At 72.8% G+C, this 26,928-nt stretch carries 23 protein-coding genes, 1 tRNA gene and 1 riboswitch; of the genes, 9 read left to right on the top strand and 15 right to left on the bottom strand.

Annotation, left to right across the window (positions count from 1 at the left end; all coding sequences use genetic code 11):
- Positions 1 to 23: 23 nt before the first annotated feature.
- Together JQC91_RS11510 and JQC91_RS11505 are read right to left on the bottom strand one after the other, a co-directional pair.
- Positions 24 to 1,298 carry an FAD-binding oxidoreductase gene (locus JQC91_RS11510; RefSeq protein WP_203286949.1) on the bottom strand — a complete coding sequence of 425 codons (1,275 nt, stop codon included), beginning with the start codon at positions 1,296 to 1,298 and terminating at the stop codon, positions 24 to 26.
- 34 nt (positions 1,299 to 1,332) lie between these two features.
- Entirely contained in the window at positions 1,333 to 3,750 is a 2,418-nt protein-coding gene (locus JQC91_RS11505; RefSeq protein WP_238941479.1) for an FAD-dependent oxidoreductase, read from the bottom strand.
- Between the two features lie 122 nt (positions 3,751 to 3,872).
- On the opposite strand from JQC91_RS11505, the gene JQC91_RS11500 reads away from it, so the two are divergent.
- Positions 3,873 to 4,178, top strand: coding sequence for a hypothetical protein (locus tag JQC91_RS11500; protein ID WP_203286948.1), 306 nt, complete (start codon positions 3,873 to 3,875; stop codon positions 4,176 to 4,178).
- Here the strand turns inward: JQC91_RS11500 and gltX are convergent.
- A complete protein-coding gene (gltX, locus tag JQC91_RS11495) occupies positions 4,175 to 5,497 on the bottom strand; it encodes a glutamate--tRNA ligase (RefSeq protein WP_203286947.1) in 1,323 nt (440 codons plus the stop codon). The genes JQC91_RS11500 and gltX overlap by 4 nt on opposite strands.
- Before the next feature lie 129 nt (positions 5,498 to 5,626).
- Here gltX and JQC91_RS11490 point away from each other — a divergent pair, with 129 nt between their 5' ends.
- Positions 5,627 to 6,538 carry an MBL fold metallo-hydrolase gene (locus JQC91_RS11490; RefSeq protein WP_203286946.1) on the top strand — a complete coding sequence of 304 codons (912 nt, stop codon included), beginning with the start codon at positions 5,627 to 5,629 and terminating at the stop codon, positions 6,536 to 6,538.
- Positions 6,539 to 6,576: 38 nt separating this feature from the next.
- Here JQC91_RS11490 and JQC91_RS11485 read toward each other — a convergent pair whose 3' ends face one another.
- The 4 genes from JQC91_RS11485 to JQC91_RS11470 all read right to left on the bottom strand — a co-directional run bounded on the left by JQC91_RS11485 (position 6,577) and on the right by JQC91_RS11470 (position 11,832).
- Positions 6,577 to 7,053: a YHS domain-containing (seleno)protein gene (locus JQC91_RS11485; protein WP_203286945.1), complete on the bottom strand. Its 477-nt coding sequence runs from the start codon at positions 7,051 to 7,053 to the stop codon at positions 6,577 to 6,579.
- Between the two features lie 239 nt (positions 7,054 to 7,292).
- Positions 7,293 to 10,385, bottom strand: a complete 3,093-nt coding sequence (locus JQC91_RS11480) for a valine--tRNA ligase (protein WP_203287557.1) — start codon at positions 10,383 to 10,385, stop codon at positions 7,293 to 7,295.
- A gap of 248 nt (positions 10,386 to 10,633) precedes the next feature.
- A complete protein-coding gene (locus JQC91_RS11475; protein WP_203286944.1) occupies positions 10,634 to 11,395 on the bottom strand; it encodes a hypothetical protein in 762 nt (253 codons plus the stop codon).
- Entirely contained in the window at positions 11,392 to 11,832 is a 441-nt protein-coding gene (locus JQC91_RS11470) for an ABA4-like family protein (protein WP_203286943.1), read from the bottom strand. Before JQC91_RS11470 ends, JQC91_RS11475 begins: the two co-directional genes overlap by 4 nt.
- A gap of 97 nt (positions 11,833 to 11,929) precedes the next feature.
- Between JQC91_RS11470 and JQC91_RS11465 the strand changes: the two genes are divergently transcribed.
- The 3 genes from JQC91_RS11465 to JQC91_RS11455 are packed head-to-tail and all read left to right on the top strand — an operon-like array spanning position 11,930 to position 16,008.
- Positions 11,930 to 12,589: a TetR/AcrR family transcriptional regulator gene (locus tag JQC91_RS11465; protein ID WP_203286942.1), complete on the top strand. Its 660-nt coding sequence runs from the start codon at positions 11,930 to 11,932 to the stop codon at positions 12,587 to 12,589.
- 31 nt (positions 12,590 to 12,620) lie between these two features.
- On the top strand, positions 12,621 to 14,915 hold the full coding sequence (locus JQC91_RS11460; protein WP_203286941.1) for a xanthine dehydrogenase family protein molybdopterin-binding subunit: 2,295 nt from the start codon (positions 12,621 to 12,623) through the stop codon (positions 14,913 to 14,915).
- 1 nt (position 14,916) lies between these two features.
- Positions 14,917 to 16,008, top strand: a complete 1,092-nt coding sequence (locus tag JQC91_RS11455) for a DUF2235 domain-containing protein (RefSeq protein WP_343069962.1) — start codon at positions 14,917 to 14,919, stop codon at positions 16,006 to 16,008.
- 28 nt (positions 16,009 to 16,036) lie between these two features.
- Here the strand turns inward: JQC91_RS11455 and mgtE are convergent, their stop codons facing one another.
- A complete protein-coding gene (mgtE, locus tag JQC91_RS11450) occupies positions 16,037 to 17,431 on the bottom strand; it encodes a magnesium transporter (RefSeq protein ID WP_203286940.1) in 1,395 nt (464 codons plus the stop codon).
- 70 nt (positions 17,432 to 17,501) lie between these two features.
- On the opposite strand from mgtE, the gene guaD reads away from it, so the two are divergent.
- On the top strand, positions 17,502 to 18,788 hold the full coding sequence (gene guaD / locus JQC91_RS11445; protein ID WP_203286939.1) for a guanine deaminase: 1,287 nt from the start codon (positions 17,502 to 17,504) through the stop codon (positions 18,786 to 18,788).
- Between the two features lie 257 nt (positions 18,789 to 19,045).
- Here the strand turns inward: guaD and JQC91_RS11440 are convergent, their stop codons facing one another.
- The 5 genes from JQC91_RS11440 to JQC91_RS11420 all read right to left on the bottom strand — a co-directional run bounded on the left by JQC91_RS11440 (position 19,046) and on the right by JQC91_RS11420 (position 21,588).
- Complete coding sequence (locus JQC91_RS11440) at positions 19,046 to 20,206, bottom strand: aminotransferase class V-fold PLP-dependent enzyme (protein ID WP_203286938.1); 1,161 nt, start codon at positions 20,204 to 20,206, stop codon at positions 19,046 to 19,048.
- Positions 20,203 to 20,361, bottom strand: a complete 159-nt coding sequence (locus JQC91_RS11435) for a hypothetical protein (protein ID WP_203286937.1) — start codon at positions 20,359 to 20,361, stop codon at positions 20,203 to 20,205. The genes JQC91_RS11440 and JQC91_RS11435 overlap by 4 nt, the downstream gene beginning before the upstream one ends.
- Positions 20,362 to 20,432: 71 nt before the next feature.
- A tRNA-Met gene (locus JQC91_RS11430) sits at positions 20,433 to 20,506 on the bottom strand.
- Positions 20,507 to 20,553: 47 nt separating this feature from the next.
- Positions 20,554 to 21,012 (bottom strand): Lrp/AsnC family transcriptional regulator, encoded by a 459-nt coding sequence (locus JQC91_RS11425; protein WP_343069961.1) that lies wholly within the window; start codon positions 21,010 to 21,012, stop codon positions 20,554 to 20,556.
- A 120-nt stretch (positions 21,013 to 21,132) separates the two neighbouring features.
- Positions 21,133 to 21,588 (bottom strand): Lrp/AsnC family transcriptional regulator, encoded by a 456-nt coding sequence (locus JQC91_RS11420; RefSeq protein WP_203286936.1) that lies wholly within the window; start codon positions 21,586 to 21,588, stop codon positions 21,133 to 21,135.
- Between the two features lie 128 nt (positions 21,589 to 21,716).
- Here JQC91_RS11420 and ilvC point away from each other — a divergent pair, with 128 nt between their 5' ends.
- Positions 21,717 to 22,739, top strand: coding sequence for a ketol-acid reductoisomerase (ilvC, locus tag JQC91_RS11415; RefSeq protein ID WP_203286935.1), 1,023 nt, complete (start codon positions 21,717 to 21,719; stop codon positions 22,737 to 22,739).
- A gap of 64 nt (positions 22,740 to 22,803) precedes the next feature.
- Positions 22,804 to 23,784: an ester cyclase gene (locus tag JQC91_RS11410; protein WP_203286934.1), complete on the top strand. Its 981-nt coding sequence runs from the start codon at positions 22,804 to 22,806 to the stop codon at positions 23,782 to 23,784.
- A gap of 13 nt (positions 23,785 to 23,797) precedes the next feature.
- Here the strand turns inward: JQC91_RS11410 and JQC91_RS11405 are convergent, their stop codons facing one another.
- A complete protein-coding gene (locus JQC91_RS11405) occupies positions 23,798 to 24,979 on the bottom strand; it encodes an FAD-dependent monooxygenase (RefSeq protein ID WP_203286933.1) in 1,182 nt (393 codons plus the stop codon).
- 75 nt (positions 24,980 to 25,054) lie between these two features.
- Positions 25,055 to 25,561 (bottom strand): gamma-glutamylcyclotransferase family protein, encoded by a 507-nt coding sequence (locus JQC91_RS11400; protein ID WP_203286932.1) that lies wholly within the window; start codon positions 25,559 to 25,561, stop codon positions 25,055 to 25,057.
- Positions 25,562 to 25,623: 62 nt separating this feature from the next.
- A riboswitch (glycine riboswitch) is annotated at positions 25,624 to 25,710 on the top strand.
- Between the two features lie 120 nt (positions 25,711 to 25,830).
- Between JQC91_RS11400 and gcvT the strand changes: the two genes are divergently transcribed.
- Positions 25,831 to 26,919: a glycine cleavage system aminomethyltransferase GcvT gene (gene gcvT, locus JQC91_RS11395; RefSeq protein WP_203286931.1), complete on the top strand. Its 1,089-nt coding sequence runs from the start codon at positions 25,831 to 25,833 to the stop codon at positions 26,917 to 26,919.
- Positions 26,920 to 26,928 lie beyond the last annotated feature (9 nt).

Genomic DNA, 26,928 nt, shown 5'->3' with positions numbered 1-26,928 from the left:
GGCGGTGGCGTCCGGTCATGGGGCTATCCTAGCACGGAGAAGGAGGAGGCCGCCGTCGGAGGACGGCGGCGCGAGAAGGCGGAGAGGTCGAGCGTCGCGCCGGTGCGGGGCAGGACGAGCGACAGCGGGCGGGCGTCGTGGTCGCCCCCCGCCGCCTGATGCGCCACGAGCCGGGCCATCAGCCAGCCCGCCACGGGCGCGTTCTTGAACTGGTTGCCGGACGAGCCGCAGGCGAGGAACAGGCCCGGCAGCGCGGCGCGGTCGTAGATCGGGAGCCAGTCGTCCGACGCGTCGTAGAGGTCCGTCACCCCCGCCATGCGGGACGGGATGCCCAAGGTCGGCACCCGCTGGGCGTAGCGCATCACCTGCGCGGTCCACTGGTCGGTGGGCGAGCGGTCGAAGGCGTCCGGATCCTCCTCCACCTCCGGGTCGCAGGGCGGGCCTTGGGTGCCGATGGCCAGCGTCCGGCCCGGCTTCATGTAGACGCCCACGTCGTCGTCCGAGACGACGGGGAGGGCGTCCACGTCGATGCCGGGCGGCGGGGGGACGTGCGCGCATTCCTGCCGCAGCGGGCGCACCCCGACCCGCAGGTCGTCCACGCCCGCCATCGCCAGCACCGTCCGGCTCCACGGCCCGGCGCAGAGGACGAGGACCGGGGCGTCGATCCGCGTCCCGTCGTCGAGGGTGACGCCCTCCACCCGGTCGCCCCGGCGGACGGCCACCACCGTGCCGCGCCGCACCGCCGCGCCCTCGCGCACCGCCGCGTCCATCAGGTTGCGCGCCGCAAGCTGCGGGTCGTCCACCCAGCCGGAGCGGGGCCAGAACACCGCGCCCTCGATCCGCGCGCCGTTCGGCTCGGCGAAGCCCGCGTCCTCGGGGCGGCGGCAGGGGGCGTAGGAGGCGAGGTCGTAATGCGGCAGCGCCTCGGCCAGCCGGGCCGCGTCCCACTCGTCGTAGGGGATCGACAGGTCCCGCGACATCGCCATCGCGCCGCGCAGGCCGTCGTTGCCGGGGGTCTTCATCACCACCGCGCCGCGCGCGTAGAGCCGCGCCACCGGGCCGGGCACGCGGCCCACGTGGTCGGCGAAGCGGTCCCATGCGTGGAACCCCTCGTGGGCCAAGGCGCAGGCGGCGTGGGTCGAGTAGAAGGTCCGCACCACCGCCGAGGAGGAGGAGGTCGAGCCGCCGCCCACCGCGCCCTTGTCCACCACGCAGACGCGCAGGCCGTCCTTGGCCAGCTCGTAGGCCGTGGCCGCGCCGATCACCCCGGCCCCCAGCACGATCGCGTCGAAGGTCATCGCCCGACCCGATGGCGGCCCAACGGCGCGCGCCTCATCCCCGCATCGCCCGGCCCTGCGGGTCGTAGGGCGAGGGCGCGAGCACCTCCACCTCCCGCTCCACGCCGACGATGTGGGCGGTGAGCGCCGTGCCCGGCGCGGAAAGGTCCGCCTCCACCATCCCCATCGCGAGCGACCGGCCCACCGTGTGCCCGAAGCCGCCCGAGGTGACGAAGCCCACCTGTCGGCCGCCCTGCCAGATCGGCTCGTAGCCCGTGGCCTCCGCGTCGCCCTCGGCCAGCGCCATGGTCACGATCCGGCGCGACGGTCCGGCGTTGTGCTCGCGCAGCGCGGCCTCGCGCCCGACGAAGTCCTTCCCCCAGTCGATCCAGCGGTCCATGCCGGTCTCGGCGGGGGTGTAGCCCTGCGTGAACTCGCGGCTCCAGATGCCGAAGGACTTCTCCAGCCGCGTGGTGTTCAGCGCGTTGAACCCGACCTCGCGTATCCCCAGTCCCTCGCCCGCCTCGAGGAGCAGGCGGCGCAGCGTCGCGTGCTCGGTGGCGCGGACGTGGATCTCGTAGCCCAGCTCGCCCGTCACGCTGATCCGGCCCACCCGCGCGCGGTGCAGGCCGAGGTCGAAGTCGCCGCAGCCCATGAAGGGCAGGGCGAAGGCGGCCCCGTCCGCCATCTCGGCGGCGCGCTCCATCACGCGGGTCGCGTTCGGCCCCGAGAGCGAGAAGCCCTGCACCATGTCCGAGATGTCGCGCACCGTCGCGCCCGCGGCGGCGTGGTCGTGGAACCAGCGCAGGTGCCAGTCGCGCAGGTAGTAGGATCCCATGATCCAGTAGGTCCCGTCGCCCCAGTTGAAGACCGTCAGGTCGCCCTTCAGCTTTCCGGCGGGCGACAGCATCGGGGCGAGGCGCGCCCGGCCCGGCGCGGGCAGCTTGGACGCCATCAAGCGGTCGAGCCATTCGGCGGCCTTCGGTCCCTCCACCACGAAGCGGGAGAAGCCGGTGATGTCGAGCAGGCCCACGCCCTCGCGGATGGCGCGGTGCTCGGCGGCGACGATCTCGTGGGCGTTGGAGCGGCGCAGCGTCAGCCCCTCCTCGAACCCGGAGGGCGCGAAGTAGAGCGGCACCTCCAGCCCGTAGGACGCGCCCCAGCGCGCGCCCGCGGCGGTCATCTCGCCGTGGGCCCCGGAGACCTTGAGCGGGCGCCCGGCGGGCAGCTGCTCGTTCGGATAGGACATGACGAAGCGGCGGGAGTAGAACTGCCCCGTCGTCTCGCGGATGAAGCGGCGGTTCTCGGCGAAGGCGCCGTAGCGGGCCACGTCCATGCCGAACACGTCCGCCTCGGGTTCCCCTTCGACGATCCACTCGGCCAAGGACTTGCCCACGCCGCCGCCCTGCAGGAAGCCCGCCATGACCGCGCAGGCGCACCAGTAGCCGGGCTTGCCGTCCACGGGACCGACCAGCGGGTTGCCGTCGGGCGAGAAGGTGAAGGCGCCGTTCACCCACGTCTTGACGCCCACATCCTGCAGCGCCGGGTAGCGCTCGAACCCCATGACCAGCTCGCGCTCGATCCGGTCGGGGTCCTCCTGCTGCAGCTCGAACCCGTACTCCCACGGGGCGCCGTCCATGTTCCAATGCTGGTGGTCGACCTCGTAGATGCCCAAGAGCATCCCCTTCTGGTCCTGCCGCATGTAGGTGAACCCCTCGAGGTCCACGGTCATCGGCACCTCGAAGTCGAGCTGCTCCAAGGCCGGGATGCTGTCGCTGATGAGGTAGTGGTGGTTGAGCGGCGAGACCGGCAGCTCGATCCCCGCCATGCGCCCGACCTGCTTGGCCCAGAGGCCGGCGGCGTTGACGACGTGCTCGGTGCGGACGTCGCCCCGGTCCGTGTGGACGATCCAGCCGTCATGGACCTGCGTCAGCCCCTCGACCTTGACGTTCTCGTGGTAGGTCGCGCCGTTCTTCACGGCGGCCTTCGCGTAGGCATGCACCGTGCCCGTCGTGTCGACATAGCCCTCCCGGTCCGCCCAGAGGGCGCCCAGCACGCCGTCGGTGGACATGACCGGGCACCGCCGCCCCGCCTCCGCCGCGTCGATCAGCTCGCAGTCGGTGATCCCCATCGTCTGGAACACGCGGTAGGCCGATTGCAGCCATTCCCACCGCTCCGGCGTCCCCGCCAGCGTCAGGCCCCCGGTCATGTGGAACCCGATGTCCTGCCCGCTCTCGGCCTCGATCTTCGGCAGCAGGTCGATCGTGTAGGCCTGCAGCGCGGCGATGTTCGGGTCGGCGTTCAGCGCGTGGACCCCGCCCGCCGCGTGCCACGACGACCCGGCGGTCAGCACCTTGCGCTCCAGAAGGGTCACGTCCGTCCAGCCCATCTTGGCGAGGTGGTAGAGCACGGAGGTCCCCACCACGCCGCCCCCGATGATCACCACGCGGTATTGGTCGTCCAGCTTGGCCATGGTCGCCCTCCCTCGGGGGCGAGGGGACGATGGACGCGGCGACGGATCAAGCCCGAACACGACACCGTTTGCGACGTGGCGGCACGGGTGCGCCCGGCATGGGCCCGGGGCAGGGAGGGCGCATGGACATCTGGCACATCCGCATCTCCGCCCCCACGGGGGAAATCCCGGCCACCCTCCGCGTCGACCACGACGGCGGGACAATGGAGGGTAAGGCGGGGTCCGGCCCAATGGCGGACCTGTCCCGCGACGGCGCGCGCCTTCGGTGGGCCACGAAGATCGACCGGCCGATGCCGATGACGCTGAAGTTCGATGGCACCGTGGATGGCGACGCCATCGCGGGCACCGTCCGGTTCGGCCTCTTCGCCTCGGGCACCTTCGCCGGAACGAAGGGGTCGGACGGCGACGACGGACGCGCCGCGCCCTAGAGCTTCGGCTTCGCCTGCAGCAGCGGCATCAGGTCACCCATGTCCGGCCCCGACGCGCGGCCCGTCACCGCCTGCCGCAGCGGCTTGAACAGGCCCTTGCCCTTGCGCCCCGTGGCCTCCTTCACCCGCCCGGTCCAGTCCGACCACGTGGAGGCGTCGTAGGGCGGCTCGCCCAGCATCCCGAATGCCTCGGCCACGAAATCCCGGTCCTCGTCGGCCACCAGCGGCGTCGCCCCGTCGCGGGCCAGCGCCCACCATTCCGCGATCTCGGCGCGGGTGCCGACGTTCTCGCGCATCACCGCCCAGAAGGGCGCGCGCATCTCCTCCGGCACGCCCGCCGCCGCGAGGTCGGCGTCCACCGCCGCGACCGGCGCGCGCTGCAGCACCTCCGCCGTGAGCGGGCGCAGGTCCGCCTCGTCGAACTTGGTGGGGGCCGAGCCGAAGGTCGACAGGTCGAACGCCTCCGCCAGCTCCTCCGGCGTGTCGCGCAGCTCGACCGGCTGGGACGAGCCGAGCCGCGCCAAGAGCGACAGCAGCGCCATCGGCTCCACCCCCGCCTCGCGCATCTGGCGGACCGAGAGCGAGCCCAGCCGCTTCGACAGCCCCTCGCCCCCCGGCCCGGTCAGCAGGGAGTGGTGCGCGAAGCGCGGGTGGTCGTGGCCCAGCGCGGCCATGATCTGGATCTGCGTCGCGGTGTTCGTGACGTGGTCCGAGCCGCGCACCACGTCCGTGACGCCCATCTCGGTGTCGTCCACCACCGACGCGATGGTGTAGAGCACCTGACCGTCCGCGCGGATCAGCACGGGGTCGGAGACCGAGGCCGCGTCGATCGACAGGTCGCCGAGGATGCCGTCGGTCCACTCGATCCGCGCGCGGTCCAGCTTGAACCGCCAGACGCCGTCGCCCCGCTCGGCGCGCAGGGCGGCCTTCTCGTCCTCCGACAGGTCCAGCGCGGCGCGGTCGTAGACGGGCGGGCGCCCCATGTTCAACTGCTTCTTGCGCTTGAGGTCCAGCTCCGTCGGCGTCTCCCACGCCTCGTAGAGCCGCCCCTGCGCGCGCAGCGCGTCCGCCGCCGCCGCATAGCGGTCCAGCCGCGCCGACTGCCGCTCCTCCCGGTCCCATGTCAGGCCCAGCCATTCGAGGTCGGCGCGGATCGCGTCGACGTATTCCTCCTTGGACCGCTCCGCGTCCGTGTCGTCGATCCGCAGGATGAAGGTGCCGCCGCTCTTCCGCGCGATCATCCAGTTCATCAGCGCCGTGCGCAGGTTGCCCACGTGGATGTGGCCGGTGGGCGAGGGGGCGAAGCGGGTGACGGTCATTGCAGGCTCCTGAGGCGCGGGGCGCGATATGCGGGGGGCGGCGGCGCAAGTCCACCCTCGCGCGGGCGTGATGCGGACAGCCGCGCCGCGCGCGCTAACTCCACCCGGTCACACACAGGGAGACCCCGCATGCTCACCCGCCGCCAAGCGCTCGCCGCCTCCGCCGCCATCCCCGCCGCCGCCGCGCTGCCGCAGGTCGCCGCCGCCGACGCCCACGCCGGTGGCCCGCCGACCGCCGGCCTGTCGCGCTCGTTCTCGCTGGGCGACCTCGGCGTCTCGGTCCTGCTGGCGGGCACGGCCACCCGCGAGGGCGACCAGCAGGAGACGTTCGGCATGAACGTCGATGCCGACACCTTCGCGCAGGTCTCGCAGGACGCCTTCATCCCCACGGACAAGTCGCAGTTCTTCTTCCAGCCCACGGTCGTGCGCACCGGCGACCAAGTCGTCCTGTTCGACACCGGCCTGAACGCCGACGGCATAACCGCCGCCTTGGAGAGCGCGGGCGTGGCGCCGGGCGACGTGACCACCGTGGTCATCACCCACATGCACGGCGACCATGTCGGCGGGCTGATGCGCGACGGCGAGCCGACCTTCGGCGACGTCCGCTACGTGACGGGCGAGGCCGAGATGGCCGCGTGGCGCGAGCAGGGGCTGCCCGACAACGTCGCCGCGCTGGAGGACCGGTTCGAGCTGATCGCCGACGGGGCCGAGGTGGCGCCGGGCCTGACGGCGGTGGCGATGTTCGGCCACACGCCGGGGATGATGGGCTACCGCATGTCCTCGGGCGACGCGCAGGCGCTGCTGACGGCGGACATGACGAACCACTACGTCTGGTCGCTGGCGCACCCGGACTGGGAGGTGCGCTTCGACATGGACAAGGCCGCCGCCGCCGAGACGCGCCGCCGGGTGCTGGGCATGGTCGCGGACGAGCGGATGCCGATGGTGGGCTACCACATGCCGTTCCCAGCGGTGGGCTACGTCGAGCGGGCGGCGGACGACACGTTCCGCTGGGTGCCCGAGAGCTACCAGCTGATGCTGTGACCTCGCGCGGGGGCGCCATGCGCCCCCGCCGCTCCGCCTCAGACGGCGGCCACGATCTCGGGCCAGCGCCGGTCGGCGGCGGCGATGAAGTCCGCGGGTTCCGCGTTCCACAACTCCTGCACGGCGTCGTCGAAGTTCAGGAACAGGCGCCCGTCCACGATGGCCCAGTTCTTCGGCTGCGTGGAGTAGAGCTCCCCCTTCTCCGCCACGGCCCACGCGCAGAACCCGCCATAGGCGGGCGCGTAGCGCGCAGGCTCGGCGGCGAAGCGGTCGCGGTTCTCGACCGTGGCGAAGGCCCACGTCGCCCCGGCCCAGTCGTGGGTCACGGCCGGATCGCCGGGGACGGGCATGGCGTCGTAGAAGTAGGCCACTGGGTCCGTGCCCCGGATGGCGAGACCGCCCTCCGTGTAGACGCGGGCCGGGGCGAGGGGCTGCGGCGCGAGCAGGGCGTAGGCGCCGCCGGCGGCGATGGGGATGGCGGCGGCCCCGATGAGGAAGGTTCGGCGGGTGGGCATGGCTGTCTCCGTTGCGTTGGTCGGGCAGCTAACGCGCCGGGCCGCACCGGGGCAGGGGGTCGCACGGGGGTGTGAGGCGGGGTGAGAACGCGCGCGCGGCGCGTGATCGGGCGAGGGAGCGGTCCACGCCATACGGACGCCCCCGCCTTGCGCGGGGGCCTCGATCGAACCGGGCGCCCCCCTCCGCAGCCGGGGCGCAGACGGACGAAGCGGCCCCCGCGCAAGGCGGGGGCGTCACCTCACCCCAACTCCGCCAGCCGCGCCAGCGCGGCGTCCAGCGCCTCGGCCTCCGCCTCCCGCTCGGCGAGGTTGCGCTTCGTCTCCTCCACGACCTCCGCCGGGGCGGACTCCGCGAACTTCGGGTTGTTCGCGCGGCCCGCCAGCCCCTTGATCTCCTTGGCCAGCTTGGCGCGCGACTTCTCCAGCCGCGCCACCTCGGCGCTCACGTCGATCAGCCCCTCCAAGGGGATCGCGTACTGGTCCGCGCCCACGGTCACCGCCGCCGAGCCCTTGGGCGCGTCGCCCTCGGACACCGCCTCGACCCGCGCCAGCCGCGCGATCAGCGCCTCGTTGGCCGCGACGGCGGACCGCCCCGTGTCGCCGCCCTCGACCCGGACCAGGGGCACGTGCGCCCCCGCCGGCACGTTCATCTGCGCCCGCGCCGAGCGCACCGCCTCGATCAGCGCGATGACGTAGCGCATCTCGGCCTCTGCCGCCGTGTCGACCAACGCCTCGGTCACGTCCTCGGGCCAGTCGGCGTGGACGGCCATCGTCGCGCGCTCACTGGTCCGCGCCCAGAGGTCCTCGGTCACGAAGGGCATGAAGGGGTGCAGCATGACCATGCAGCGGTCCAGCACCCAGCCCATCGTGGCCCGCGTCTCCTCGGCCTGCGCCCCGTCGAAGAGCGGCTTGGCGAACTCCACGTACCAGTCGCAGACCACGTTCCACACGAAGCGGTAGAGCGCGGCGGCCGCGTCGTCGAAGCGGTAGGCGGTCAAGGCGGCGTCCACCTCGGCCCGCGCCCGCGCCGTCTCGCCCACGATCCAGCGGTTCACCGTGGCCTGCGGGTCGGGCCGATCCCCCCCGAACGCCACGTCGTTCATCTGCGCGAACCGCACCGCGTTCCACAGCTTCGTGCCGAAGTTGCGGTAGCCCTTGATCCGGTCCTCCGAGAGCTTCAGGTCCCGCCCCATCGCCGCCATGGAGGCCAGCGTGAAACGCACCGCGTCCGCCCCGTAGACGTCGATCAGGTCCAGCGGGTCCAGCACGTTGCCCAAGGACTTGGACATCTTCTGCCCCTTGGCGTCGCGGACGAGCGCGTGGACGTAGACGTCGCGGAACGGGACGCGCTCGGCGAGCGGCTTGTCCTCGGGCAGCACGGCGGTCTGCATCATCATCATCCGGGCGACCCAGAAGAACAGGATGTCGAACCCGGTGATGAGGACGGAGGTGGGGAAGTACTTCTCCAACTCCTCCGTCTCCTCGGGCCAGCCGAGCGTGCCGAGCGGCCAGAGACCGGAGGAGAACCACGTGTCGAGGACGTCGGGGTCGCGGTAGACTGGCATGACCTCGTTCGCCATGACGCTGCCATTCGCGCGATCCTCGAAAACCTCCAGAACGTCCGCTTCGCTATCGAGGAAGCGGATGTTCTGGTGGCCGTACTCCCGCTCGAGCAGGTCGATCACCTCTTCTTGCGAAGCAGCGCAGAATGGCTTGAGGCCATCCTCCAGCGTCACGACACCGCCCTCGGCTGAGTACCCATACCAAACCGGAATCCGGTGCCCCCACCACAGCTGGCGCGAGATGCACCACGGCTCGATGTTGCGCAGCCAGTGGAAGTACACCTTGCGGTCCGCCTCCGGCAGGATGCGGGTCGTGCCGTTCTCGACCGCCTCGATGGCGGGGCCGACGATCTTGTCGGTGTCCACGAACCATTGGTCCGTCAGCATCGGCTCGATCACGACCTTGGAGCGGTCGCCATGCGGCTGCTGGATCACCTTCGGCTCGACGAGGGGGACGAGGTCGTCGACCCGCATCTCCCCGCCCTCGGACGCGTCCACCGGCGGCTCGCCCGTCGCCGCCGCGCCGTCCGACGCCGCCCCCTTGCCCAGCCGCGGGTCCGTCGGCGGGACCATCACGGCCAGCCCCTCGGCGGTGATCTCCTCGACGACCTTCGCGCGCGCCTCCATCCGGTCCAGCCCCCGCAGGTGGTCGGGCACGAGGTTGATCGCGTCCGTTTCCGCCTCCGAAAGCGCCCGCTCGCCCTTCGCCACCGCCATCGCGATGGCCGCCGCCTCGGCGTAGGGCGCGCCATCCGCGCGCATCGCAGCCTTGGTGTCCATCAGCCGGTAGAGCGGGATGCCGCCCCGCTTCGCCACTTGGTAGTCGTTGAAGTCGTGCGCCCCGGTGATCTTCACCGCGCCCGAGCCGAAGGCCGGGTCGGGATACTCGTCCGTCACGATGGGGATCAGGCGGCGGGACTCCTTCGGCCCCACCGGGATCTCGCAGAGCCGGCCCACGATCGGCGCGTAGCGCACGTCGTCCGGGTGCACCGCGACCGCCCCGTCGCCCAGCATCGTCTCGGGCCGCGTCGTGGCGATGGAGATGTAGTCGCGCGTCTCGCGGAACAGCTCCGCCCCGTCCTCGTCGCGCTCGACGTACTCGTAGGTGGCCCCGCCCGCGAGCGGGTACTTGAAGTGCCACATGAAGCCGTTCGTCTCGACCGCCTCGACCTCGAGGTCGGAGATCGCGGTCTCGAACTTCGGGTCCCAGTTCACCAGCCGCTTGCCGCGGTAGATCAGGCCTTTGTCGTACATCTCGACGAAGACCTTGATGACCGCGTCGTGGAAGTCCTGCCCTCCGCCGACCTCCCGGTCCGGGTCGCCCGGCGCGCCGCCCATCGTGAACGCCTCGCGGTCCCAGTCGCAGGACGCCCCCAGCCGCTGCAGCTGCCCGATGATCGTGCCGCGCGAGCGGGTCTTCTGCGCCCAGACGAGGTCGAGGAACTCCTCCCGGCTCATGTCCGTGCGCCGCCGGTTGGTCTGCGCCAGCTCGCGCTCCACGACCATCTGCGTGGCGATGCCCGCATGGTCCGTGCCCGGCTGCCACAGCGTGTCGAAGCCGCGCATCCGGTGCCAGCGGACCAGCACGTCCTGCAGCGTGTTGTTGAACGCGTGCCCCATGTGGAGCGAGCCGGTCACGTTGGGCGGCGGGATGACGATGGAGAAGGTCTCGGCCCGCTTGGCGTTGGCGCCGGCGGCGAAGCACTTCCTCTCCAGCCATTCGGCGGTGATGCGCGTCTCCGCCTCTTGGGCGTCGAAGGTCTTGGGCATCTCGGTCATGGCGCGGGTCTCCGGGGTGGGGCGGGGGCCGGATAGCCCCCGCGCGATCCGGTTGCCACCCCGCCGCTCTGCACCGGCGCGGTTAACAGCCGCGAAGCGGCCCGCGCATCGCCGGGCCGTCCCCCGGCCCGGCGATCCCGTTCCGACGGCGCTCCGCCGGTGCGTCGTGCGGGGGTGAGGGATAAACCGCATCGCGGCAAGGTCGGATCGCCGCGCCACGGCCCTGCGATGCGCTCCGGCTAGACCAGCCCCACCCCCAGCGCCACCAGCGCCAGCGTCACCACCGACCACCCCAGCGTCAGCCATCCGCCGCGCCCCACGAGCCCCGTCGCCACCGCCACCAGAGGCACGACCTGCATCGCGTGGGTCGCCGCGAAATGCGCGGGGCGCAGGTCGCCGGCGGCAAAGGTCCAGCCGAAGAGCGGCAGGCCGCCCGCGGGCGGCTCCACCGCCGAGAGCGCGAAGGCCGTGGGCACCGTGAGAAGGAACGTCGCCACCATCGACCAGCCGAGCGTCCGGACGAAGGGCCACGCGTCGCGCAAGGGCGCGGCGCGCAGGATCACGACGCCCCAGACCAGCGCGGACGCGGCGAACCACGTCGCCACCAGCCCCGCCACCGGATAGGCCACCGCGAGCCAGAGCACCTCGGTGTTGTAATGCGCCTTCTGCCCCAGCGCCGACGCCGTCGTCAGCCACGCCATCTCCAGCGCCATCGCGCCGAACACGGACCACGAATAGACCCGGAACCACCGCGCGCCCCGCGTGGCGGCGGGCACGAACCGCGCCGCCCATGCCAGCGTGAGCGCCCAGACCGTCGTCGCCAGCGAGAACTTGAGCGGCTTCAGCCATGCGGCTTCGCCCGCGATGGTCTCGGGCACCGTCAGCGCGAGCCAGAGGTAGAGCGGCGTGGCGGCCCCCCAGAGCAGGGCGGCGGCGGCCATCGCCGGGCTGTCGGTCAGCCAGCGGGGCAGGGGACGGGCATAGGTGTCGAGGGTGGTCATGACAGGGCCTCCTTGCGGCCGCCGAAGTGGGTGAAACCGGCCCGCAGGCCGAGGAACGCCAAGAGCCCGACGGGCCCCAGCATGAGGGTCAGGAACAGGCAGGGCAGCAGCGCCCAGTGCGGCAGGCCGAGCCGCCGCGCCTCGCGCGCCTGCCACCCGCCGATGGCGAGGTCGAAGGCGAGGAAGTGGACCCAGCCCGCCAGCGCGGGGCCGGGCTGCGCGAAGAGCGCCATCACCCCCGCCAGCGTGTCGAACCCGCCATCCGCGCCCGGCAGGGCGACGGCGACGGTGCCGAGGTAGAGCAGCGACAGCGCGACGGGGACGGCGATGCCCCCATAGGCCAGCAGCGGGCGGGGCCGGAGCGGGGAGAGCGCGAGCGCCACCCACCCGGTCATCGCGCCCGTCTGGGCGACCTGGAAGAGGAGGTCGGGGGTCATCGGCGTCTCCGATCCTGACAGTGACAAGACACCTATGGAGCGCGGAACCTGTCACCGTCAAGTTGTAATGTTGACGGTGGCAGGATAGGGCGGTCCCATGCCTGACGACGCGCGTTCCAGATACCACCACGGCAACCTCCGCTCCGCCCTACTTGACGCGGGCGAGGCGGAACTGGCCGAGACTGGCCCCGAGGCGTTCTCGCTGCGCCGCGTGGCCAAGCGCGCGGGCGTCTCCCACGCAGCACCCGCGCACCACTTCGGCGGCGTGAAGGGCCTGCTCGCCGCGCTGGCCACGCGGGGGTTCGAGCGGCTCGTCGCGTGCCAGGACGCCCGCCGCGCCGAAGCCCCCGACACGCCCGAGGGGCGGCTCATGGCCGACGGCCTCGGCTACGTGGACTTCGCGCTGGAGCACACCGCCCTCTTCCGCCTCTGCTTCTCCTCCGCGCTTCCCGACCCGGAGGACCCCGCGCTGGCCGACGCCGGCGAGGGGGCGTTCATGCGGATGGTCCGCACGGTCTCGGACGTCACCGGCGCGATGCCCGACTTCGTGACGCCCGAGGGCATGGCCACGCCGCTCCGCGTCTGGGCGGGCACGCATGGGATCGCGGACCTGATGGCGGGCGGGAAGATGAAGTTCGCCTCCGACCTCGGCCCCGCCGCCCGCGACCGCCTCGTGCGCGCGATGCTGGCGCCGATGATCCCCCGCGACGACCCGCCGCCCGCCTCGGCGGGTGGACAGGACGCGCCGGTCGGCTAAGGCTCCCCCGGTCACGGAACGGAGCCCTCCAATGCAGAAGTTCGGCCTCTCACAGTCCAACCGCCGCGCCGAGGATCCGCGCCTGCTGACCGGCGGCGGCTCCTACGTGGACGACCGCGCGCCCGCCGAAAGCCTGCGCGCCTTCGTCCTGCGCTCCCCCGCCGCCCATGCGGACCTGACGCTCGACGTGTCGGCGGCCGAGGGGATGGAGGGCGTGCGCCTGATCCTGACGGCGGACAGGCTCGCCGAGGCTGGGCTGATGGACGACATCCCCACCACGCCCGCCAAGTCGCCCAACGACGGGCGCCGCGGCACCACGCCCAAGCGCCCGCTGCTGGCCACCGCCCGCGTCCGCCACGTGGGCGAGCCGGTGGCGATGGTGATCGCCGACACGCTCGACCAAGCCCGCGACGCCGCCGAGGCCATCGAGATGGACCTCGACGAGCGCCCCGTGAAGCTGGACCTCGCACCCGGCGGCGAGGCCGTCCACCCGGAGGCGCCCGACAACGTCGCCTACGTCTGGGAGATGGGCGAGGAGGCCGCCGTCGAGGCCGCGCTGGAGGCCGCGCACCGCGTCGTGGACCTGACCGTCGAGGACAACCGCATCATCGTCGCCTCCCTGGAGCCGCGCGGCGTCTGGGCCGAGCCCTACGAGGGCGACCGCCTCCACGTCTGCGTCAACGGGCAGGGCGTCTGGGGCACCCGCGACAAGCTCGCCAAGATCCTCGGCCGGTCCAAGGACAGCCTGCGGGTCACCAACCCCGACGTGGGCGGCGGCTTCGGCATGAAGGCGATGGACTACCCCGAGACCTTCCTCGTGGCCCACGCCGCCACGGTCCTCGGTCGCCCCGTCCGCTGGATGGGCGATCGCTCCGAGGCGATGCTCTCGGACAACGCCGGCCGCGACCTCACCTGCCGCGCCCGCCTCGGCTTCGACGCGGACGACCGGCTCGTCGCGTACCACTCCGAGAACTGGGCCAACATGGGCGCCTACAACAGCCAGTACGCCCAGAACATCCAGTCGGAGCTGTTCTCCAAGGTGCTGCCCGGCATCTACGACGTGCAGGCGACCTTCCTGCGCTCGACCGGGATCTACACCCACACCACGCAGGTGGACGCCTATCGCGGCGCGGGCCGCCCCGAGGCGATCTACCTGCTGGAGCGCGCGATGGACCACGCCGCCCACGAGCTGGGCGTCGATCCGTTCGACCTGCGCCGCAAGTCGCTGATCCCCGCCGACAAGTTCCCCTACGTCTCCGCCACCGGCGAGACCTACGACGTCGGCGACTTCGCCCGCGTCATGGACCGCGCGCGGGCCGAGGCCGACGTGGACGGCTTCGCCGCGCGCCGCGCCGAGGCCGAGGCGGCGGGCCGCATCCGGGGCCTCGGGGTCTGCTACTACATCGAGTCCATCCTCGGCTCCCCCGAGGAGACCGCCGAGATCGAGTTCACCGACGACGGCGGCGCCATCCTCTACGTCGGCACCCAGACCAACGGGCAGGGGCACGAGACGGTCTACCGCCAGTTCCTCGCCACCGACCTCGGCCTGCCCCCGGAGAAGGTCGAGGTGGTGCAGGGCGACAGCGACCGGATCGCCAAGGGCGGCGGCACCGGCGGCTCCCGCTCCGTCACCACCCAAGGGACGGCCAACAAGGGCGCCGCGCGCAAGGTGATCGAGCGCTTCACCCCCTTCGTGGCCGAGCATCTGGAGGAGGACGAGGTGACCTTCGAGGACGGCCAGTTCGCCGCCCCCGCCACCAACAAGCGCATGACCGTGCTGGAGGCGGCCGAGGCCGCGCGCCGGGCGGGCCGCACCGACCTGCTGCGGACCTCCGCCACGACGGAGCTGCCCGGCCGCTCCTACCCCAACGGCTGCCACATCTGCGAGGTCGAGATCGACCGCGAGACCGGGAACCTCAGCGTCGAGAGATACACCGTCGTCGACGACTTCGGCGTGCTGATGAACCCCATGATGGCCGAGGGGCAGGTCCATGGCGGCGTCGTCCAAGGCATCGGGCAGGCCGTCTCCGAGCACGTCGTCTACGACGCCGACGGACAGCTCCTGACCGCGTCCTTCATGGACTACGGGATGCCCCGCGCCGCCAACATGCCGATGATCGCCTTCCACTCCGAGCCGGTGCCCTCCACGGCCAACGAGCTGGGCATGAAGGGCTGCGGCGAGGCGGGGACCGTGGGCGCGATGGCCGCCGTCGCCAACGCCGCCGCCGACGCGATGCGGCAGGTCGGCGTGACCAAGGTGGACATGCCGTTCACCCCGTCCCGCGTCTGGGCCTACCTGCAGGACGCCCCCGTCGCCGCCGAGTGACGTGATCGGCTGGCTCCGGTCCCTCGCGCGCCGCGACCCCGCGCGCGAGGAGACGCCGCCGGAGGCGCGCGTCCACGTCGTGCTGCTCGACGGCACGCTCTCGTCGCTGGAGCCGGGCCACGAGACCTCCATCGGCCTGATCTGGAAGATGCTCGAAGGCCAAGGGACGGATCTCGGCCTCTGCCTCCACTACGAGCCGGGCATCGCATGGCGCGGCTGGCGCCACGCGGGCGAGATCGCCGCCGGCGTCGGCGTCAACGCGCAGCTTCGCCGCGCCTACCACTTCCTCGCTCGCACGTGGTCGCCCGGCGACCCGGTCTTCCTCGTGGGCTACTCGCGCGGGGCCTACGTCGCCCGCGCCTTGGCGGGGATGATCGACCGCGTGGGCCTGCTGACCCCCGCCAACGCCACCGAACCCCTCGTGGGCCAAGCCTTCGCCCACTACCGCGACGACCCGACCACCCCCGAGACCCGGCGCTTCGCCGCGCTCTACTGCCACCACCGGCCCGAGGTCACCGCCGTCGCCTGCTTCGACACCGTACGCGCGGTGGGCCTCCGCTGGCCGCTGCTCTGGCGCCTCGCGCCGCCGGTCCACGCCTTCCGCTCCCACCGCCTCGGGCCGACCGCGCGCCATGGGCTGCACGCGCTGGCCCTGCACGAGACGCGCCGCGCCTTCGCCCCCGACCTCTGGACGACGCGCCCGCCCCGCACCGCGACGGTCGAGCAGGTCTGGTTCCGCGGCGCCCACGCCGACATCGGCGGCCAGATCGGGCGCCACCCCGAGTCCCGCCCGCTGGCCAACGTTCCCCTCGTCTGGATGCTGGAGCGGATGGAGGCGCTGGGCCTGACCCTGCCCCCCGACTGGCGCGACCGCTTCCCGACCGACCCGGCCGCGCCGTCGATCGGCACGTGGCGCGGCTTCGGCCCCGTCTTCCTCGACCGCGCCGCGCGGGAGATGGGCGCGGACCCGTCGGAGCGCCTGCATCCATCGGCTCGGGGGACCGAGCCGCCGCAGGCCAACCTTCCCGAATGGCTGCCGCCGCCGGGCGCGCGCCCGACGACGGACCCGCGCCCCCGGGGCTACGGCGCATGATGGGGTTTCACCCCATCACCCCCCAGCCTCACAGCATCCAAGCCGCCGCCAGCCCGAGGAAGGCGAAGAAGCCCACCACGTCCGTCACCGTCGTCACGAAGGCGCCGGAGGCCAGCGCCGGGTCCACCCCCGCCTTCTCCAGCACGACGGGCACCCCCACCCCCGCCAGCCCCGCCACCGCGAGGTTCACCACCATCGCCACCCCGATCACGGCCCCCAGCATCGGCGTCCCGAACCAGACCACGCCGACGATCCCCATGATCACCGCGAAGGCCGCCCCGTTGATGGCGCCGGCGACGACCTCGCGCCGGATCACCCGCCACACGTTCGCCCCCGTCAGGTCGCGCGTCGCCAAGGCCCGCACCGCCACCGTCAGCGACTGCGTGCCCGCGTTGCCGCCCATGGAGGCCACGATGGGCATCAGCACGGCGAGCGCCACGATCTGCGCCAGCACCGCCTCGAACTGCGCGATGACCAGCGAGGCGAGGATCGCCGTGAACAGGTTCACCGCCAGCCAAGGGAAGCGCCGCCGCACCACGTCGAAGGTGCGGTTCGACAGGCTCTCCTCGCTGTCCACGCCCGCCAGACGCAGGATGTCCTCCTCCGCCTCCTCGTCGAGGATGCGCACCGCGTCGTCGATCGTGATCATCCCCAGCAGGCGGTCCGTCTCGTCGTCCACCACCGGCGCCGAGATCAGGTGATACTGGTTGAACGCGTAGGCCACGTCCCCCTCGGGCTGCGACGCGCCGAAGGTGCGGAACGAGTCCTCCTCCAGCTCCGACAGCGCGTTGTCCCGCCGCGACGACAGCAGCCGCCCCAAGGTGACGTAGCCCACGGGCCGGTGGCGCGGATCGACCAGCACGACGTGGTAGAACTGCTCGGGCAGGGCGGTCTTCTTCTTCCGCAGGTGGTCGATGGTCTGCCCGACGGTCCAGTGCGACGGCACCGCCACGACCTCCCGCTGCATCAGGCGGCCGGCGGATTCCTCCGGGTAGGACAGCGCCTGCTCGACGGCGATCCGGTCCTCGGGGTCCAGGGCGGCGACGATGGCCGCCGCCTGGTCCTCGTCCTCGAGGTTCTCGACGATGTCCACGAGGTCGTCCGTCTCGAGGTCGCGCACCGCCTCGGCCACCTCGGCGGCGGGCAGCGCCTCGATCACCTCCTCGCGCAGGTCCTCGTCCAGCTCCGACAGCACCTCGCCGTCCACGAGCCCCGTCGACAGGCGCAGCAGGTCGCCCCGCTCCGCGTCGCCCAGCTGCTCCAAGAGGTCCGCGACGTCCGCCTCGTGCAGCGGCTCCAGGAGCGCGTCCAAGGCGGCGCGATCCTCGTCGCGCAGGGCGCGCCGGATGTCGCGCAGCCGGTCCTCGTCCAGCTCCGCCTCCTCCTCCAGCTCGGGGGCGTCCACCTGATCGGTCTCGGACATGGGGGCCTCCTGCGGGATGGGGTCGGGCAGGGGCCTAGCCCGCCGCCGTGGCGCAGGCTAGGCCCCTCGGATGCGACTGATCCTCGGCCAGATCCTGACCTTCCACGGCGACCCGTTCCGAGACGGCCCCGCGAGCGCCCGCCACGAGCGGCGCGGCGCCGTCGCGATCGACGGCGCCACCATCGCCGCCACCGGCCCCGCCGACGCGCTGCGCGCCGCCCACCCGCGGGCGGAGGTCGAGGACATGGGCGACGCGCTCCTGCTGCCCGGCTTCGTGGACGCCCACATGCACTACCCCCAGACCGGCATCGTCGCCGCGTGGGGCGCGCGCCTGATCGACTGGCTGAACCGCTACACCTTCCCCGAGGAGGCCCGCTTCCACGACCCTGCCTATGCCCGCCGCCAGGCCGACCTCACCCTCGACCTTGCGCTGGCCCACGGCACCACCTCGCTGTGCTCCTACTGCACGATCCACCCCGAGAGCGTGGACGCATGGTTCGAGGCGGGCGCGGCGCGCGGCATGGCGCTCTGGGGCGGCAAGACCTGCATGGACCGCAACGCCCCCGAGTCCTTGCGCGACACGGCCCGGTCCGCCCACGACGACAGCGCCGCGCTCCTCGCCCGCTGGCACGGCGCGGGCCGCGCCCGCTACGTCGTTACGCCCCGCTTCACCCCCACCTCGACGCCCGCCCAGCTCGAGGCCTTGGGCGCGCTCTGGGCCGCCAACCCCGATTGCCTGATGCAGACCCACCTGTCCGAGCAGACCGACGAGGTCGCGTGGGTCCGCGACCTCCACCCCGAGGCCCGCGACTACCTCGACACCTACGAGCGCCACGGCCTGCTAGGCGAACGCGCCCTCTACGGCCACGCCATCCACCTCACCGACCGCGAGCGCGCGCGGCTGGCCGAGGCGGGCGCGGCCCTCGTCCATTGCCCGACCTCGAACACCTTCATCGGCTCCGGCCTCTTCGACATGACCCTCGCCCGCACGATCACCACGGGGCTGGCCACCGACACCGGCGGCGGCTCCAGCTTCTCGATGCTCCGCACCATGGCCGCCGCCTACGAGGTGGCCCAGCTCCGGGGCGAGGCGCTCCACCCCGCCCACCTGCTCTGGCTCGCCACCGAGGGCTCGGCCCGCGCCCTCCACGCCGCCGACCGGATCGGCACGCTGGCGCCGGGCACCGACGCCGACCTCGTCGCCCTCGACCTCGCCTCGACCCCCGCCATCGCGCAGCGCGCCGCGCGGGCCGAGGACGTCTGGGAGGCGGTCTTCCCGACCATCATGATGGGCGACGACCGCGCCGTCGCGGGCGTCTGGGTCGGCGGCACGCGGGCGCAGCGGGCGTTTCCTTAGCCAAGGAAACGCGGGGCAAATCCTTCCGAAGGATTTGCCCCCCCGTCACCGCGCGAGCCGAATCTCCGTCACCGCGCGATCCGAACTCCCGTCACCGCGCGACCCGGACCCCCCTCGCCGCCACGACCCGGATCCTCGTGCCGCCGTCAAATGCCCCCTCGCGCCACGACCCGGTGGCGCGTCCGGAGCCGCACGGGAGACCGCGCCGGGGCGACGCCACGCCTCCGCCATCCGATCCGCCGCCGCAGCCGGAGCCGCTACTCCGCCGCCAGCGCCGGCCGCCCCAGCACCGCGTCCAGCGCGGGCTCCAGCCGGTCGCAGGTCGCGTCCACGTCACGCAGCTTGTCCAGCCCGAACAGGCCGATGCGGAAGGTCGACCAGCCGTCCGGCTCTCCGATGGCCAAGGGCACGCCCGCCGCGATCTGCACGCCCTGCGCCGCGAAGGCCGCGCCCGACCTCACCTCCGGGGACGGCGCGTGGCAGACGGCGACGCCCGGCGCGCGGAACCCCTCGGCGGCCACGCCCTTGACGCCACGCGCGCCCAGCATGTCGCGCACCCGGCGCCCCAAGGCCCATTGCGCGTCCTTCGCCGCATCCAGCCCGAACGCCATCGTCTCGCGCATCGCGTCGCGGAACTGGCGCAGGCCGTCCGTCGGCATCGTCGCGTGATAGGCATGCCCGCCGCCCATGTAGGCGTCCATGATCCCGCACCACTTCCGCAGGTCCAGCGCGAAGCTGTCCGACGTGGTGGCGTCCACCCGCGCGCGCCCGCGCTCCGACATCATCACCAGCCCCGCGCAGGGCGTGGAGGACCAGCCCTTCTGCGGCGCGGAGATCAGCAGGTCGACGCCCGTCGCCTCCATGTCCACCCAGACGCAGCCCGACGCGATGCAGTCCAGCACCATCACCGCGCCCACCTCGTGCGCCGCCGCCGCGACCTCCGCGATGTAGGCGTCCGGCAGGATCACCCCGGCCGAGGTCTCGACATGCGGCGCGAAGACCACGTCGGGCTTCGTCTCCCGCACCTTCGCCGCCACCTCGGCGGCGGGCGGCGGGGCGAACTGGATCGGCCCCTCGGCCTGCGCGGGGCGCGCCCGCATCACCTCGACCCCTTCGGTGAAGGCCCCCGCCTCCATGATCTGCGACCAGCGGTAGGAGAACCAGCCGTTGCGCACCACCAGCGCCTTCGACCCTTGGCCCAGCTGCCGGGCCACGGCCTCCATCGCGTAGGTGCCGCCGCCGGGCACCACGGCCACGTCGTGGGCGGCGTAGGTCTCGCGCATCCCGGCGTGGATGTCGCGCATCACCTCTTGGAACGCCGCGCTCATGGAGTTGAGCGAGCGGTCGGTAAACACCACCGAGAACTCGGCCAGCCCGTCCGGATCGACGGCGTGGATGTCGTGCGTTTCGGTGGTCATGGCGGTCCCTCCCATCGTCGGCGCCCCTGATGCCCGGCGGCGGGCGACAGCGCACGGTCTATCTCGGCATACGCCGGATCGCGCGCGAATCCGAGGCGGGCGGCGGCGACGAGGCCGACGAGGACGGAGACGAAGAGGAACCACAGGGCCGGCATGCCCGCGTCCTAGGGCGCGAAACCTTGCCCGACCGTTACCGATCGCTCGAATGCCGGGGAGAAACGGACGGTAGCGTGGGGCGGGCTTGAACCGCCGACCTCCGGGTTATGAATCCGGCGCTCTCACCAACTGAGCTACCACGCCGTCCGTGGCGGCGCAGGTAAGCGAGCGGGGCAGGGGATGCAAGCGGGTCAGAGCGGCCCCGGCCGCCGCTCCTCCGACAGCATCACGTTGGCCTCCGCCTCGCCCACGCCGGGCAGCCCGAGGATGCGCCGCCGCAGCACCCGCTCGAAGTCCGCGAGGTCGCGCGCCACCACCCGCAGCCGGTAGTCGTAGCGCCCGAGCACGTGCTCCACGGTCCGCACCTCCGGGATCGCGCTGACCGCCCGCTCGAAGTCCTCCAGCGCCACGCGCCCCTTCGCGGCCAGCTTCACCCCAAGGAAGATCGTCACCCCGAAGCCCAGCTTCTCGAGGTCGAGCGACAGCTCCCGCCCGGCGAGGACGCCCTCCTTCCGCAGCCGGTCCAGCCGCCGCCATACGGCGGCTTGGCTCATCCCCACCGCCCGGGCCACGGCCGTGGTCGAGAGCGCGGCGTTCGCCTGCACCACCCGCAGGATCGCGCGGTCGGTCTCGTCCAGCGCGCGGGTCACGGCCGGCCCTCGGTGAACGGAAGATTAACGCCCCCGTATGAACGCGCGTATGCACGGTGTATGCACGGTGTATGCACGGGGGGTGCATCCCACCCCCCTATTCGCGTTCGGGCGCTCCGGTCACAAAGGCAGGACGGCATCGGTCTTCACCCGGGCGACATGCATCAGCGCCTCGATCTCGGCGATATGGGGCAGGGTCAGGATGCGGTCGCGGTAGAGCCTGCGCCAGTCCTCCAGATCGCGCGCGATCACCCCCAGCCGCACGTCCACCCGCCCGAGGAAGGTCTGTATCTCAACGACTTCCGGCACGTCCCGCGCCGCCGCCATGAACACGTCCATCGCGCGTGGGTCCGACTTGTCGAGCGTGAAGCGCAGGCTGACCTCGACGTCCCACCCGGCGGCCCGCCAGTCGATCACCCCATGCACCCCGCGCAGCACGCCGCGCTCGCGCAGCCGCTCGATCCGGCGCGAGGCGACCGACTGCGCGAGGCCCAGTTCCCCCGCCAGTTCCGTCACTTGCAGGTCCGGCTCCGCCTGCCATCGCCGCAGCAGCCGCCGGTCCACGTCGTCGAGCATGATCCATCCGCGTATCGCCTATTCAACGAATAGCTATCAGCGGATGAACGAAAGGTTAATGCCCGGCGCGGTGGCGGGGGGCGATCCCGCCGCATAGACCCTCCGCGACGCAACCCGGAGGGACCGACATGCGCGTGTATTACGACCGCGACTGCGACATCAATCTGATCAAGGACATGAAGGTGGCCATCCTCGGCTACGGCTCGCAAGGCCACGCCCATGCCCTGAACCTGCGCGACTCGGGGGCCAAGAACCTCGTGGTGGCCCTGCGCGAGGGCTCGCCGTCGGCGGCCAAGGCCGAGGGCGAGGGCCTGAAGGTCATGGGCATCAGTGAGGCCGCCGCGTGGGCCGACCTCATCATGTTCACCATGCCCGACGAGCTGCAGGCCGAAACGTACAAGAAGTACGTCCACGACAACATCCGCGAGGGCGCCGCCATCGCCTTCGCCCACGGCCTCAACGTGCATTTCGGGCTGATCGAGCCCAAGGCGGGCGTCGACGTCGTCATGATGGCGCCCAAGGGCCCCGGCCACACCGTGCGCGGCGAGTATCAGAAGGGCGGCGGCGTCCCCTGCCTCGTGGCAGTCCACGAGAACGCGTCCGGTCGCGCGCTGGAGATCGGCCTGTCCTACTGCTCGGCCATCGGCGGCGGGCGCTCGGGCATCATCGAGACCAACTTCCGCGAGGAGTGCGAGACCGACCTCTTCGGCGAGCAGGCCGTGCTCTGCGGCGGCCTCGTGGAGCTGATCCGCATAGGCTTCGAGACGCTGGTCGAGGCGGGCTACGCTCCCGAGATGGCCTATTTCGAGTGCCTGCACGAGGTGAAGCTGATCGTGGACCTGATCTACGAGGGCGGCATCGCCAACATGAACTACTCCATCTCCAACACGGCGGAGTATGGCGAGTACGTGAGCGGGCCGCGCGTACTGCCTTATGACGAAACGAAAAAACGCATGAAGGCGATCCTGACCGACATCCAGACCGGCAAGTTCGTGCGCGACTTCATGCAGGAGAACGCGGTCGGCCAGCCCTTCTTCAAGGGCACCCGCCGGATGAACGACGAGCACCAGATCGAGCAGGTGGGCGAGAAGCTGCGCGAGATGATGCCGTGGATCTCCGACGGCAAGATGGTGGACAAGGCGCGGAACTGAGCCGCCGTCCCAGACGATACCGAGCGGGGCGCCACGGCGCCCCGTTCCCCGTTCCGGAGACCCCATGACCGACCCCCGCGCCGCCACCCGCCTCGGCCTCGACGCGCTGCTGCGCGACCCCTCCACCGCCGAGGGGATGCTGACGGCGGACGCCGTCTGGGACGTCTCGGCGCCGGTGGACCGGGTGGAGGGGCGCGATGCGATCGTGGCGCACGTGGTCGAGCCGCTGCGCGCCGCGCTCTCGGGCCTGCACCGCCGCGACCTGATCGTCATGGGCGGCCCGAACCGGCGGACGCCGGAGACGCATCCCGGGCTGGGGCTGGGCGGCGACTGGGTGGCCTGCGTCACCCACTACGTCGGCAACCACGTGGGCGACCTCTGGGGCGTGGCGCCGTCGGGCAGCCTCGCCTTCCTGCGGGCGGGCGAGTTCCACATGCTCGACGACACGGGCCGCATCGTGCTGTCGCGCATCATCCTCGACCTGCCTGACCTTATGCTTCAGGCGGGGCGCGACCCCTACGGCGTCCGGCTCGGCACAGAGGTCACCTTCCCCGCGCCCGCGACGCAGGACGGGCTCTGCCCGCCCTCGGACGGCGGCGACGCGTCGCTGGCCGTGGTGGAGCGGATGCTGGGCGACCTCCACGTCTACGACCCCGAGACCGGCGCGAGCGCGGGCCAGACCGGCGCGGACGGCACGTGGGCCGACGGGATGATGTGGTACGGGCCGGCGGGCGTCGGCTCGAACTACACGTGGGACGGATTCGCCAAGGACCACCGGATGCCGTTCCTCCACGCCTTCCCTGACCGGCAGGGGGGCAACCACTTCTGCCGGTTGGGCGACGGCCCCTACGCGGCGATCAGCGGGTGGCCCTCGATGACGATGACGCATCGGGGCGCGTATCTCGGCGTGCCCGCGACGGACAAGGCGCTGACGTTGCGGGTGATGGACTTCTACCGGGTCGGCGGCGGGCGGATCGCCGAGAACTGGGTGTTGCTCGACTACGTGGACCTGATGCGGCAGATGGGGCGCGACGTGCTGGCGTGACGGGCCTCCCCGCCTACGCCCCGAGCCCCATCCGCATCGCCAGCCGCCGGAGCGGCGCGACGTCGTGCAACAGCTCGATCCCCGTCGCCCGCAGCCCCGCCAGCCCCCCGGACTGCGACACCCGGTTCAGCCCGTCGATCCCCGCCGCCCGCATCACCGCGTCGGGGTGGCGCGCGCGGGCGTAGGCGTCGAGCCAGCCCGGCGTCCCGATCTCGTCGGGGCGCCGCTCGCACAGGTCGCGCAGCGCGGCCGCGTCGCGCAGCGAGGTGTTGAGCCCCTGTGCCCCGATCGGCGGCATCGCGTGCGCCGCCTCGGCCATCAGCGCCGTGCGCGGCCCGGTCATCCGCGTCGCCACGACGGTCGAGATCGGCCACGCCGCCCGCCGCCCCACGAGCGTCAGCGCCCCCTGCGCGTCCGCCGAGCGCTCCGTCGCCTTCGCCGAGAAGGCGCCCGGGTCGAGCTCCATCCGCCGCGCCTGGGCGTCCGCGTCGTCCATCCAGACCACGGCGGAGCAGGGGCGCCCGTCGCGGTCGGGCAGGGGGACCAGCGTGAAGGGGCCGCCGCTGCGATGCACCTCGGTCGAGACGTTGTCATGCGGGCGCTCGTGCGTGACCGCGAAGACCAGCGCGGTCTGCCCGTAGCCCACGGTCCTCGCCCGCAGCCCGAGCAGGTCGCGGACCTTGCTCTCTCGCCCGTCGGCGCCGACCACGAGCCGCGCGTCCAGCCGCGTGCCGTCCTCCAGCGTCGCGCGTGCGTAGGCCGACCGCGGCAGCAGCGCCGCCAGCCCGGAGGCGCGCAGCGTCACATTCTCCAACTCCGCCACCCGCTCGGACAGTGCCTTGCGGATCGCCCAAGCGGGCAGGTTCCAGCCGAAGGGCCGGTCCGAGATGTCGTCCGCCCGGAAGTCGCGCGCCACCGGCGGGTCGCGGGTGGCGTCGACCATGCGCATCACCTCGAGCGGCGTGGCCTCGGCGTCCATGCGGTCCCACGCGCCGACGGCCTCGAGGAGGTCGCGGGCGGGCTGGAGCATGGCCGTCGAGCGCAGGTCCGCGTCCGGGTCGTCCGCGGCGGCGACCACGGGCCGGGGGTCGGCGACGGCGACGGAGAGGCCCAGCGTGCCGAGGGCGGCGGCGCAGGCGAGGCCGGCGGGGCCGCCGCCGACGACGAGGATGTCGGTGGGAAGGGGCGTGTCCATGCGCCGGAGGTAGCGTCGCGGGGCGGACGGGCCAACGCGGCGCGGCGGCGCACCGCGGCGCGGGGCCGGGCGGGCCTAGCCGCCGACCTCGCGCAGCCAGCGGTCCACGAGCGCCGTTTCCTCGGGCGCGAGCGGCTGCGCGCGGGGATAGGCCGGCGCGCCCCGGTCGTCGCGGATCGGCGCGCCCCACCCTTCGGTCGTCTCGAAGAAGGCGGCGACGCCCGCCTCCCCGAACTCGCGCAGGTAGCCTTGGACCACGACGTCGAGGTAGCTGAGCAGGATGGGGTTCGCCGCTGTCGGCGCGAGGTGCCCGCCCTCCGGCAGACGGTAGATCACCGGCCCCTCGGGCAGGGGCACCCGGACGTAGGCCGCCTCGCGCGCGTCCAGCGCGGCCCAGTCGTCGGGCACGGCGGCCAGGCCCGCGATGGCTACGCCGGGCCGCGGCAGGGCGGTGAGGTAGGCCACGTCGCGCGACGGCGTCCGCCGCCACGCGCGGGTCCAGCCCTCGACCACCATGGGGACGCCGCCGGCGGCGTGGGTGGCGCGGTTCACGAGGTTGCCGTAGCCGAAGAAGCGGTCCATGGCGCATCGGTGGCCCGGCACGATCCCCCTTGCAAGGACGCGGCGCGATTCTCTATCCGAAGGGCGCGCGGCACGGAGAATCGCCACCCGGCGATGCCGAAGGAGCAACCGCCCCGGAAACTCTCAGGCCCAAGGACGGGTCGCGCGACACACTCTGGAGAGATCTCCGCCCGGCGCGCCGGGGCAGGGGGCGCCGACGGGATAGCGATCTCAGGCGAACGGACAGAGGGGGCACCGCACGCGGCATCCGCCGCGTAGGAGGTGCCGCGATGACGCTCAAGCAACTGCCCCTCGCCCCGCTCCACGCCGAGCTGGGCGCGCGCATGACCCCCTTCGCGGGCCACGAGATGCCGCTGCAATACGCGGGCGTGATGGCCGAGCATTTGCACACGCGGGCGAAGGCCTCGCTCTTCGACGTGACCCACATGGGGCAGGTGACCGTGCGCGGCGACGGCGTGGCCGAGGCGCTGGAGGCGCTGATCCCCGCGAACCTGATCGGCCTCGCGCCGGGGCGGCAGCGCTACGGCGTGCTGACCACCGACGACGGCGGCGTGCTGGACGACCTGATGGCGGCGAACCGCGGCGACCATTGGCTGCTGGTGGTGAACGGGGCGAACCGCGACGCGGACATGGCGCATCTGCGCGCGCACCTGCCGGACCACGAGGTGGTCCTGCACGACGACCGCGCGCTCTTGGCGCTGCAGGGCCCCGCCGCCGAGGGGGCGCTCGCGTCGCTCGTCCCCGCCGTGGCCGAGATGCGGTTCATGGACGTGGCGGACCACGAGTGGGACGGCGTCCCGCTCGTCGTCGCGCGCGCGGGCTACACCGGCGAGGACGGCTACGAGATCGGCCTGCCCGCCCCGCAGGCCGACCGTTTCGCGCGCGCGCTGCTGGCCCACGCGGACGTGGAGCCCGCGGGCCTCGCCGCCCGCGACTCGCTGCGGCTGGAGGCGGGCCTGCCGCTCCACGGCCAGGACATGAGCGCCGACATCTCGCCCGTCGAGGCGGGGCAGGGCTGGTCCATCCCCAAGTCCCGCCGCGAGGGCCGCCCCGCCTTCCCCGGCGCGGCGCGCCTCCTGCGCGAACTGGCCGAGGGGTCGCCCCGCCAGCGCGTCGGCCTGCGCCCCGAGGGCCGCGCCCCGATGCGCGCGGGCACGCCGCTCTGGGACGCCGAGGCGGGCGGGCGGCAGGTCGGCCTCGTCACATCCGGCGGCTTCGGCCCGACCCTGCAGGGGCCGATGGCGCTGGGCCTGATCGAGGGGCCCGCGCCCGACCGCCTCTGGGGCGAGGTGCGCGGCAAGCGCCTCCCCGCCGCCGTGGTGGAAACGCCCTTCGTGCCCCCGCGTTACAAGCGATGACTGCCTAGG

It is taken from the genome of Jannaschia sp. Os4 (assembly GCF_016820245.1).
GTDB lineage: Bacteria > Pseudomonadota > Alphaproteobacteria > Rhodobacterales > Rhodobacteraceae > Jannaschia.
This window is presented reverse-complemented; position numbering and strand designations above follow the sequence as displayed.